Raw genomic sequence first — 10,928 nt, 5'->3', positions numbered from 1 at the left:
TACCGACCTAATGCCGTGGAATGTGCAGCTAGACTTCGATTATAGCTAAGCGCACTGCTTAAATGCGCGCTTACTTTTAAACCATTAATAAAAAAACCGAGTAAGTTTATTTACTCGGTTTTTTTTTGTGGTTACTTCACTTTGAAAAAGTCGTAATTAAAGTGACTTAACTCCCATGTTATAAAGCGTAAAGCCATACATATCGGCGTACAAATCAATAATTTTACTCGTTGGTGTGCCTGCACCATGTCCGGCGTTTGTTTCAATACGAATAAGCGTAGGGTTTGTACCCGCTTGTTTAGCTTGTAACTGCGCAGCAAATTTAAATGAGTGCGAAGGCACTACTCTATCGTCATGATCCCCTGTTGTTATCATAGTTGCAGGGTATTCTATGCCCGCTTTTACATTATGCAGCGGTGAGTAGTTTTTTATGTAAGTAAACATTTCTTTGCTTTGCTCACTGGTTCCATAATCGTACGCCCAGCCGGCGCCTGCAGTAAATGTATGGTAACGCAGCATATCGAGTACGCCTACAGCCGGCAGCGCCACTTGAAATAAATCAGGTCGCTGGGTCATAACTGCGCCTACCAATAAGCCACCATTTGAGCCGCCACGCAGAGCTAAGCGCTGTTTAGATGTGTACTTTTTGCTTTGTAAATACTCAGCTGCGGCAATAAAATCATCAAATACATTTTGTTTTTGTAATTTAGTGCCCGCATTGTGCCACTCTTTCCCGTACTCACCACCACCGCGAATATTGGCGACCGCATACACACCGCCTTGTTCAAGCCAAGCGGCAGTGGTTGGGCTAAAGCTTGGCGTTAAGCTAATATTAAAACCACCATAACCATATAAAATAGTTGGGTTTGAACCATCTAACTTTATACCGTTTTTGTAGGTAATTATCATAGGTACTTTAGTGCCGTCTTTTGAGTTATAAAACACTTGCTCAGAGGTGTAATCGTCACTATTAAAATCAACCCCAGATTTACGATAAACACCCGACTCCCCTGTAGTTACATCAAACGTATAGGTCGTTCCTGGGGTTTTGTAATTGGTAAAAGAGTAATACAGCGTTGTTTGCTCTTTTTTGCCACTAAAGCCACCCGCTGTGCCCACACCCGGCAAGGTAATATCGCGAATTAGCTCTCCCTTTTTGTTGTACTGTTTCACTTTTGAAATAGCATCAACCATGTAATTTGCAAAAAAGGTATCGCCGCCTTTAGTAAGTTTTAATACATTTTTGGTTTCGGGAATAAAGTCTTGCCAGTTTTGCGGGCCAGGATCAGCTGCATCTACCGTCACTACTTTTTGATTTGGGGCATTTAAGTTAGTCACTAAAAACAGCTTACTACCTTCGTTATCAATAACCGATGTATCTGAGTCAGTGTTTCCTACAATAGTCACAAACTCGCTGTCTTTTTGAGTTAAGTCTTTAATAAATAGCTTATTACCCGAAGTAGAAGTACTGGCAGAAATAAGTAAATAACGGCCATCATGCGTTACATCTGCTCCTACATAACGATGTTTTTGCTCATCGGTTGCGCCAAATACCAGTTTATCGGTTGCTTGATCAGATCCTAAGGTGTGATAGTACACTTTATGCTGATCGGTTTTAGCCGACAACTCACTGCCTTCAGGTTTATCGTAGCTAGAATAGTAAAAACCCTCGTTGCCTAACCAGTCTATGCCACTAAATTTCACATCAACTAAAGCCTGCTCCACTTGCTCTTTAGTTTGTGTGTCTATAATAATAATTTTGCGCCAATCACTGCCGCCTTGAGATATTTGATACGCGAGTAATGAGCCATCTTTTGAAAACGACAACCCCGACATAGACGTAGTGCCATCGTCGCTAAACGTGTTTGGATCTAAAAACACCTCAACGTCACCACCCTCTTTACTGCGATATAAAACATACTGGTTTTGCAGGCCATCGTTTTTATAAAAGTAGGTGTAATCGCCCTCGGTAAAGGGAGCGCCTATTTTTTCGTAGTTCATTAACTTTTCAAGACGTTGCTTTAACTTATCGCGATAAGGAATTTGCTCTAAATACGAAAAGGTTACCTTGTTTTGTGCTTTAACCCAGCTGGCAGTCTCTGCGCTCATATCATCTTCTAACCAGCGATATGGGTCGGCCAGTGTTTCGCCAAAGTAGTTATCTACTACATTACCCTTTTTAGTTACAGGGTAGTTTACTGAATTTGCTTGGCTCATGGGTGCTTTAGCTTCTTTATTAGTGACGGTATTTGTTGGCTCTGAGCAGCCGCTAAGTGCTACAAGAACAGCACATGCTAGGGTTTGTTTAAACATTTATCGTTCCATTATTATTGATTTTTAATAGTAGGCCTAAGTTATTAACTTTAAGCAAGTTTGTCTAGCTAGATACGTTCAATACCACTTGTCGCTGTAAACAAGTGTAAACTTAGGCTTTAATAAGATTACACAGCATTAATAAATAAGAGCAGTACATGCCCAGCCCTAAATTTAATAGCTTTAAAGCATTTTACCCCTACTACTTAACAGAGCATCGCAATATTACGTGCCGACGCTTGCACTTTATTGGCAGCACTTTAGTACTTTTTGTTATTGGCGTAGCGGTGCTTAAATCGCAATACCGTTTATTGTGGTTGTTACCTGTAATTGGCTATGGTTTTGCCTGGGTTGGGCATTTCTTTTTTGAAAAAAACAGACCCGCTACCTTCAAGCACCCTTTTTACAGTTTGTGGGGCGACTGGGTTATGTTTAAAGATATGCTCATTGGAAAAATAAAGTGGTGAGTTATATCTAGTAAACAATGTAGTGAGTTATAGCTAATAAAATAAATTTCTATTATTAACCCCTCACTTTAAAGTAAACATTATGTTTATTGAATGTTATTCAATTGACTGCCTTTGCTGCTTGGGTATATGTTAAAAGCTGTAATTTTAATTAGCTCAATTGTTACTGCAAATTTAACTGAACTAATTTACTGCGTTTTTGAATGAGGGAATCAACATGAATAATAAATTATTATTAAAACTGCAAAAATCAACGCCACTCACTGTGTGCGCGCTAAGCGTATCGGCGGCATTACTGGGCTCTATGTACGCATCTGCTGCTGAGCAAGACACCCAAGCCGAGGCAAATATTGAACAAATTAGTGTTATTGGCTCGCGCCGACTAGGCCGAACTGTAGAGGACAGCCCAGTTCCAATTGATATTATTGGTGCCGATTCGCTTAAAAACTCAGGCCAAACCGAAACCAACGCCCTGCTTAGTAGCTTACTGCCTAGCTTTAACTTTCCGCAAGCATCACTTACCGATGGTAGTGACCATGTACGCCCAGCTCAACTGCGTGGTTTAGCACCCGATCATACCTTAGTGCTTGTTAATGGTAAGCGTCGCCATAGTAATGCGCTACTTAATTTAAATGGCTCAACGGGTCGAGGCTCATCATCGGTTGATTTAAATGCTATTCCGGCCAATGCTATTGCCCGAATTGAGGTACTGCGTGATGGCGCTGCTGCGCAGTATGGATCCGACGCAATAGCCGGTGTTATTAATATTGTACTTAAAAGTGCCAGTAGTGGCGGTTCTGTATCGGCTATATATGGCGCAAACATGACCGAAATGGATGGCGTGCCTGAACTTAAATCGGTATCAGAAGATGCCAATGGTAATTTAGCCTTTAACGAAGGGAGCGACCGTTCATTAACCGATGGCCAAACGTTAACACTGCAAGGCAATATGGGGTTTGAGCTAGGCGATAATGGTTTTTTAAATATATCTACCGAATATCGCGATCGTCATTCAACCAATCGCTCTGACTACGACCAACGTGAAAACTACGCTCGTTTAGATGATGGCTCCGTAAATGGCGCACTCGATCCACGCGAGTTAACCTGGGATCGCTACAATCATAATTTTGGTAATGGTAATGTAGAAGACTTTTCTGTTTTTTATAACGCAGGATATGAGCTAACAAATAACGCTGAACTGTATTCTTTTGGCTCTTATAGTAAACGTGAAGGCGAAGGTGGAGGTTTTTACCGCCGCGCGCAAGATGATCGTAACGTCACCGAAATTTACCCCGACGGCTTTTTACCGGTTATCACCTCTGATATAAATGACTTTTCTCTCGCATTGGGCGTTAAAGGCTTTGTGAGTGAGTGGAATTACGATGTATCTGCCGTATACGGGCTAGATGACTTTGAATTTGGTGTAATAGATAGCGTAAATACCTCGTATGGGCCAAGCAGCCAAACACGTTTTGATGCCGGTACACTTACCTACGACCAACTTACGCTTAATGTTGATTTTAGCCGCGAGGTTGATGTCGACTTTTTAGCCAGCGGCTTAAACATTGCTGTAGGTGCTGAGTACCGCCGCGAAGGCTACGAAATTCAAGCAGGCGAAGAAGCCTCTTATGCCCAAGGCACATTTGGCCCTGGTGGTGCAGTAACCGATCCAGTGAACGGCCCATTTGGTTCAGCAGGCTCGCAAGTGTTCCCTGGTTTTACCCCTGAATCGGCAAGCGATAACAGCCGCCATAATGTAAGCTTATACGTAGATTTAGAAGCCTACATTACCGACAACTGGAACTTAACCGTTGCAGCGCGTTACGAAGATTACTCTGACTTTGGTGATACCTTAAACGGTAAAATTGCCACACGTTATACACTAACCGAAGATTTAGCGCTGCGCGCCTCAGTATCAACCGGTTTTAGAGCGCCTTCGCTACAGCAACAACATTTTACTTCAGTTGCTACTGTATTTGTTGATGGTGAACCCACACAAACCGGTACTTTTGCACCCAGCAGTAACGTTGCAAAAGCACTCGGATCACCTGGCCTAGATGCCGAAGAAGCCACCAACTATGGAATAGGCTTTACTTGGTCAACCGACTTTAATTTCAGCTTATCGGTAGATTACTATCAAATACTTATTGATGACCGTATTGTACTGTCGAATAACTTATCTGGCGCTGCTATTGCCGATTTACTCGAAGGTACAGGGGCTAATCAAGGACGATTTTTCTTAAACGCTATTGATAGTAAAACTCGCGGTGTTGATGTGGTTGCATCATATAACCTAATTACAGATAACTACGGCGATGTAGCATTTAATTTAGGCTTTAACTATGGCAAAAACCAAGTAACAGACATTATTGCCCCACCTGCAGAGCTGCAAGGCGCTGGGTTTGATCAAGACAACTTATTTTCTGGTAACGAACTACGTCGCTTTGAAGTAAGTACCCCGCGTAATAAATATAACTTAAGCGCGGTTTGGACTATGGATGATTGGCGCGCCACCTTACGAAATACTCGCTACGGCGAAACCCAAGATCCATCGGATATTGCACAGCGTAACGAAGTTTTAAAACCTAAATGGATCACCGATTTAGATGTAGCCTACGCAGTAACTGACAATGTATCGGTAAGCTTAGGTGCTAATAATATTTTTGATGTATACCCAGATCCAACCCGCGACCTAATTGATGACGTAACTACATTCTCACGCTTATTTTCGTACTCAAGCTTTTCGCCATTTGGTTTTAATGGCCGCTACGTTTACGGCAAAATAGAAATGAGATTTTAATCCGCTAAGGTTTAAAGCTATTTAACCTAAGCGCTAATTAAATAGCAAAAATACAAAAGCCACCTAATTAAAGTTAATTAGGTGGCTTTTTAGTGGGTTAAATTAAAAACTAAATTTTAGTTAACCAACCGTGTGTATCTGCAGTTTTACCCCATTGAATATCGTTCAATGCTTGGCGCAGGCGCGCCGTAGTTGGGCCAGCTTCGCCGTTACCAACTTGGTATTCTTTATCATTATGAATAAACGTGCCCACTGGTGTTAATACTGCCGCAGTACCCGAAAGTGCTGCTTCAGTGCCCGGTTTAGCTGCGCGCTCTAAAAGCTCAGTAACACTAAAGTTACGCTCGCTTACCGTCATACCTAAGTCTTTAGCTATGGTTAAAATACTATTACGGGTAACACCATGTAAAAATGTGCTATCGAGCGCTTTAGTAATAATTTCGTTGCCATCAATTAAAATAAAGTTAGCTGCACCGGTTTCTTGTACGTCGCCACCTGGACAAAATAAAATTTGATCAGCCTGATGCTTAGTACGTGCTGCTGAAATTGGTCCTAGTGCACTGGCGTAGTTGCCACCACTTTTTATCATGCCCATGTGCGGCGCACAGCGCATACCATCTTCTTCAAGTAATACGCGCAGTGCCGTTGCACCGCCACTAAAGTAATCACCTACTGGCGATAACAAGGTATATAGCAATGAACTCATTGAAGGCGCAGCGGCTTTACCAATTGCGGCCTCAGTACCAATATGCGTTGGGCGAATATACATAGATCCCGGTGGTAAAGGCGTTTCATCTGCGTATTGGCGCACAATATCAATAATCATGGTTTTTAGCATCTCGCCATCAACACTTGGTAAACTAAGCAATTCAGAACTCTGCTGCATGCGCGCAATGTTTGCATCCATTCTAAAAATATAGACTGAGCCATCTTCATGGCGAAAGGCTTTTAAGCCTTCAAAACATGTGCTTGAATAATGTAAAACGTGAGCGCCAGGATGCAGTTCAAGCTTATCAGAAGGGACAATTGAGCTTTCGCTCCATTTATTATCAGAAAAACGAGCTTGAATCATCTGCGGCATAAACACAGTACCAAATGCGGCCATTTTAATCTCTCTTGTGTGGTCTATTTTTCTCCATTGTATGACAACCAACTACTACTTAACCATAGCAAAACAGCCTGTTTTTTAATTAATTAGAAGAATTTTTTGCATGTAGTGATGGTTATTTAATCAAAAAAGCCATTTTCAACACTTTAATGCAATAATCAGCTAACGCCTTTACGCTAACCGATTATTTAATGCAGGCATTACCGTTACAGCTACTTTATTAATCATTATTTAAAAGAATACCGAAATATACGCTTTAACACCGAGGCATATTGACTAAAAAACCCTCCCGTATTGTAGGCAATGCCTTGTTTTTGCAATACTGCTTGTACTTGCGGTGCCACTTCTTGATAACGCGACGAAGGCATATCTGGAAACAAGTGATGCTCAATTTGAAAACTCAAATGCCCGGTTAATACATGAAACCAACGCGGCCCTTTAATATTTGACGAGCCCAATACTTGGCGGTAATACCACTGCCCTTGGCTTTCGTTTACACAGTCTTGTTCTTTAAAAGTATGGGTTTGCTCAGTAAAGTGACCACAAAATATTATGGTCGACGTCCATAAGTTACGAATTAAATTTGCTACTAAGTTACCCGCTAATACCCACAAAAATAATGGCCCAGCAAGTAACGGAAATATCACATAATCTTTAATTAATTGGCGCGCGCCTTTACTAAAAAAGCGCTGTTTTAAGGTGCTATGCAATACGGCACCATCGCGGTGTGGCTTCTTTTTACCTATAAACACGCGCTCGCCTGCCAGTTCGTGATACGACACTCCCCATTGAAACAACACACTTAAATTTAAATAGGTTATAAATTGCCACGTGTTTTTTAAACGCCATTTAAAATCGTCACTTAACCTTAATAAGCCATAACCAAAATCGCGGTCTTTACCTATAATATTGGTGTATGTGTGGTGCTCAAAGTTATGCACTCGGTGCCAACTTTGTCCATCGCAGGCTATGTCCCATTCATAGTTTTGTGAATTAAGTTGCTTGTCGTTCATCCAATCGTACTGGCCATGCATTACATTGTGGCCAATTTCCATATTATCTAAAATTTTAGCAAGGGCGAGTAACAGCACACCCACAACCCACAGTAATGGCACAATAAAACCAAGCATAAGTAAAATACGCCCGCTCCATTCGCATACTCGCTGTTTACGTACAACAGCGCGAATATAATCAGCATCTTGCTGGCCTACTTTGCCAAGGGTATCCATTTTTATGGCATTTAATTCTTTTTCTAATTGCTCAAAGTTAATGGTTTTCATAATTGTAGCTCCAAATCACTTACCGCTTGGCTTACGCAAAGTTGAATTAACTGCTCGCCGCTATCACTTAATTCACCGGTTTTTAAATTGCGTACCACGCCCGACTTTTTAATACATTGGCACTGATGGCAAATACCAATGCCGCAACCACGTTTAACGGGTAGCTTTTTTTCTTCAAACTGAGTTAGCAAAACATCGTTGCCCAATACCACATGCGCGCCACTGTTAATTTTTACATTAAATTGGCTGTCGTCTTTTAAGCGCGGCAACGCTAAACCAAATGCCTCTTGGTAGTAATTTAAATCATGCTTTTTAGCAAAGTCACTCACCGTTTGCATAAAGGCTGCAGGGCCACAGCAATAAATATCGGGGTTTTCCCATGGTTTAATATTGCAGGTTATATCGCTTGATTGCTCGCGCGTTAATAATAAAAACGAAAAATGCGCAAACTGCGCCGCCAGTTCACTCAGCTCATCAACACATTGATGCTCAGTTACTTTTGCGTAATACACTAACAACACCTTTTGCGTGGTTTGGCTTAGGTAATCATCAAGCATAGCCAGCATGGGGGTAATGCCCGACCCACCAGCAATAAAAGTGGCCGGTGTATGTGTGTTTTTAAATACAAAGTCGCCATTTGGCGCAGAAATACTGCACCACAAACCCGCTTTTAAGGTGTTATTTAGTAAACTTGTAAAACGCCCTTGTGGATTTGTTTTGATTAGTAAACGCACTAACCCTGTATTTTTAAATTGCTGAGCGCTTGAAGCCACAGTAAAAACACGCGTTAATAATCGCCCGTTAATTTCAAGGGTTAAACTTATATGCTGCCCAGCAGTATGCTTAGGCCATTGCTTACTTGGTTTAAGTTGCACACTTAAAAAATTGCCATTAAGGGTAACTGCGTCAACTACTTGGGCTCTATATTGCCCTGCGCGCCATGCGGGTTTAAACACCTGCATAATTGGCTCTATATAACTGGCAAAACTTTGATGATGTAAAAACCATTTTGAAAATTGATCTAATATTTGCGTGATCATAAGCACTTAATTCTCTATTGCGATTCAAAACACTTTGGGCTTACACGTGTGCGCCCAAACTTTCAGCGCACAAGTGTACGCTCAATATTTGTGATTTCAACCCTGTTAGAGTAATTATTCAATATTTAGCTGCAGGACTAATTTATACTTTAATAATCGATTTTCCACGCGGCATCGTATGTATACTCAATCAAGCAAATACATTAAAAGTAATTAAGAGAGTAAGCATGTTTTCGATATTTAAATCAGATCCAAGCAAAAAACTACGCAAAGAGTACGACGCAAAATTAGAGCAAGGCATGCAGGCACAGCGTAAAGGCGATATTAAAAGCTACGCTATGTTAAGCGCCGAGGCCGAAAAAATTTGGAGTGAAATAGAAACTCTTGAGGCTAAAAAAGCTAAGTAAATGCATATAGTTAAACGCGGCTCTTTGCATTAAAAACACCGGGCAGCGTTTAGTAAAATAACTCATAAATTTAAACTTTCTTTTTATACCGTTGTGGTATTTTCTGATTACTTTCAAGTAAAAGCAGCAAATAAGTATTAATCAGCCTCCCCACCCCAAAAAAACCACTTAAAAACTTAACTACTAAATAAATCCCACTCAATAAAACCAAATAAATTATTAAGCGACAACTACTGCGCATTAAAACCGTATTTATATTTTGCCCTATAACCTTATTAAAAGTTGTTTTAGGCATAACAGTAAAACTTATTTTATACCCCGCATAAACAATTGTTTACATAGACGTTTTTAAGTGAAATTATTGAACAATATAATACACGCTATTTTGGGGTGTGATAACTCAAAAAGTGGGACTCATTATCCATATAAGTAATTAAAGCAGGGAGATTTGCAGTGATTTCATATCAAGCAACAGTCGATCTTTATGCATCGGCAGATATTACATATAAAAATATGCGTTCATACTATGAATATTATTCGGTTTGCTGGGAACAATCTAATATACAAGAGCAAATTGTAGACTTAGAAAATTGGGATATTCTTTATAATACTTCGCTCGTTGGCGCAATTCGTTTAGCCTTTGATAATGAAGGATGTTATATCCGAGATATACAGGTTAGTGAGAAATTTCAAAATAAGGGAATTGGGGCAGCTGCTCTAGCAGAGTGCGAACGATTAGCGATTAAAGCTGGTGTTAATTTACTTAGACTACGAGTTTTTAAAATTAGCCCTGCGTATCATCTGTATACGAGAAATGGCTTCGTAATAGACAAAGAAGAAGACCGGTTTTTCTATATGTCACGAAAGATCTATTAACAAGCGCTATAAAGCCTAAGCATAATAACTCATCCATAATCTTTAACGCTTTTTAGCTGCTTGTCGTGTACTTTAGAAAGTACTAACAGCGAGCAAATAGCACCTAATAGTGCTAATCCCATATCTGATTGGGTATCCCAAATATAACCTTGGGTGCCTAAAAATGCTTCGGCATTTTCGCCGCTCAACAATGCCACCCACCACTCTAGTAGCTCATAAAAAGCACTAAAGGCTAAGCATATCGAAATAATAAACGTAATGAGCCACCCTTTGCCATTAACTACATTTTTACGCAGTAAAATTTCGCGTGCTAGTAATGCAGGTACAAAGCCCTGAAAAAAATGCCCTACTTTGTCGTAGTTATTGCGCTCACTGCCAAATAAATTATCGAATAGCGGTACTTCAGCATAGGTGTAATGGCCGCCTACCATCAACACAATACAATGCGCTAAAATAAACCAATATAAAATAGGGGTTAACTTAAATTGTTTATAGGTGCCAAGCATAATTACCACACCAATAATGGCTGGTAGCACTTCTAAAAACCAAGTAAATTGATCTTTTGGGTTTATACCCGACCAGATCAGCACGCTAAAAAATAATCCGAGCCATATATACTTTATTATCATTTTTACAC

General features: G+C 40.5%; 9 protein-coding genes. 4 read left to right on the top strand and 5 right to left on the bottom strand.

Annotation, left to right across the window (positions count from 1 at the left end; genetic code table 11):
- Window positions 1-156: 156 nt before the first annotated feature.
- Complete coding sequence (locus AAEY55_RS11450) at window positions 157-2,313, bottom strand: prolyl oligopeptidase family serine peptidase (protein WP_350551333.1); 2,157 nt, start codon at window positions 2,311-2,313, stop codon at window positions 157-159.
- A 158-nt stretch (window positions 2,314-2,471) separates the two neighbouring features.
- Between AAEY55_RS11450 and AAEY55_RS11445 the strand changes: the two genes are divergently transcribed.
- Window positions 2,472-2,780, top strand: coding sequence for a DUF962 domain-containing protein (locus AAEY55_RS11445; RefSeq protein WP_058373217.1), 309 nt, complete (start codon window positions 2,472-2,474; stop codon window positions 2,778-2,780).
- Between the two features lie 217 nt (window positions 2,781-2,997).
- Window positions 2,998-5,580, top strand: coding sequence for a TonB-dependent receptor (locus tag AAEY55_RS11440; RefSeq protein ID WP_350551330.1), 2,583 nt, complete (start codon window positions 2,998-3,000; stop codon window positions 5,578-5,580).
- 109 nt (window positions 5,581-5,689) lie between these two features.
- Here AAEY55_RS11440 and AAEY55_RS11435 read toward each other — a convergent pair whose 3' ends face one another.
- The 3 genes from AAEY55_RS11435 to AAEY55_RS11425 form a co-directional block, all read right to left on the bottom strand.
- The gene (locus tag AAEY55_RS11435; RefSeq protein ID WP_254910712.1) at window positions 5,690-6,691 is read right to left on the bottom strand and encodes a branched-chain amino acid aminotransferase; all 1,002 of its coding nucleotides are present in this window, start codon (window positions 6,689-6,691) and stop codon (window positions 5,690-5,692) included.
- 224 nt (window positions 6,692-6,915) lie between these two features.
- Window positions 6,916-7,968, bottom strand: coding sequence for an acyl-CoA desaturase (locus AAEY55_RS11430; protein WP_058373214.1), 1,053 nt, complete (start codon window positions 7,966-7,968; stop codon window positions 6,916-6,918).
- Window positions 7,965-9,008: an FAD-binding oxidoreductase gene (locus AAEY55_RS11425; RefSeq protein WP_350551327.1), complete on the bottom strand. Its 1,044-nt coding sequence runs from the start codon at window positions 9,006-9,008 to the stop codon at window positions 7,965-7,967. Before AAEY55_RS11425 ends, AAEY55_RS11430 begins: the two co-directional genes overlap by 4 nt.
- 227 nt (window positions 9,009-9,235) lie before the next feature.
- Here AAEY55_RS11425 and AAEY55_RS11420 point away from each other — a divergent pair, with 227 nt between their 5' ends.
- Together AAEY55_RS11420 and AAEY55_RS11415 are read left to right on the top strand one after the other, a co-directional pair.
- Window positions 9,236-9,415 carry a DUF6435 family protein gene (locus AAEY55_RS11420; protein WP_041454400.1) on the top strand — a complete coding sequence of 60 codons (180 nt, stop codon included), beginning with the start codon at window positions 9,236-9,238 and terminating at the stop codon, window positions 9,413-9,415.
- A 453-nt stretch (window positions 9,416-9,868) separates the two neighbouring features.
- Window positions 9,869-10,291 (top strand): N-acetyltransferase, encoded by a 423-nt coding sequence (locus AAEY55_RS11415; protein WP_176359660.1) that lies wholly within the window; start codon window positions 9,869-9,871, stop codon window positions 10,289-10,291.
- Window positions 10,292-10,320: 29 nt separating this feature from the next.
- Here AAEY55_RS11415 and AAEY55_RS11410 read toward each other — a convergent pair whose 3' ends face one another.
- Window positions 10,321-10,914: a DUF2238 domain-containing protein gene (locus AAEY55_RS11410; RefSeq protein WP_086994238.1), complete on the bottom strand. Its 594-nt coding sequence runs from the start codon at window positions 10,912-10,914 to the stop codon at window positions 10,321-10,323.
- Between the last annotated feature and the right edge of the window lie 14 nt (window positions 10,915-10,928).

Origin of the sequence: Pseudoalteromonas sp. 120-MNA-CIBAN-0494, assembly GCF_040308885.1 — a bacterium.
Classification (GTDB): domain Bacteria; phylum Pseudomonadota; class Gammaproteobacteria; order Enterobacterales; family Alteromonadaceae; genus Pseudoalteromonas; species Pseudoalteromonas nigrifaciens.
Note: the sequence above shows the minus strand (reverse complement) of the source record. Positions and strands in the feature narration are given on the sequence as shown.

Excerpts from the sequence above, each read along its gene's own strand:
- AAEY55_RS11440 (WP_350551330.1), top strand. The coding sequence starts at position 2,998 with ATGAATAATAAATTATTATTAAAACTGCAAAAATCAACGCCACTCACT.
- AAEY55_RS11425 (WP_350551327.1), bottom strand. The coding sequence starts at position 9,008 with ATGATCACGCAAATATTAGATCAATTTTCAAAATGGTTTTTACATCAT.
- AAEY55_RS11450 (WP_350551333.1), bottom strand. The coding sequence starts at position 2,313 with ATGTTTAAACAAACCCTAGCATGTGCTGTTCTTGTAGCACTTAGCGGC.
- AAEY55_RS11445 (WP_058373217.1), top strand. The coding sequence starts at position 2,472 with ATGCCCAGCCCTAAATTTAATAGCTTTAAAGCATTTTACCCCTACTAC.
- AAEY55_RS11420 (WP_041454400.1), top strand. The coding sequence starts at position 9,236 with ATGTTTTCGATATTTAAATCAGATCCAAGCAAAAAACTACGCAAAGAG.
- AAEY55_RS11430 (WP_058373214.1), bottom strand. The coding sequence starts at position 7,968 with ATGAAAACCATTAACTTTGAGCAATTAGAAAAAGAATTAAATGCCATA.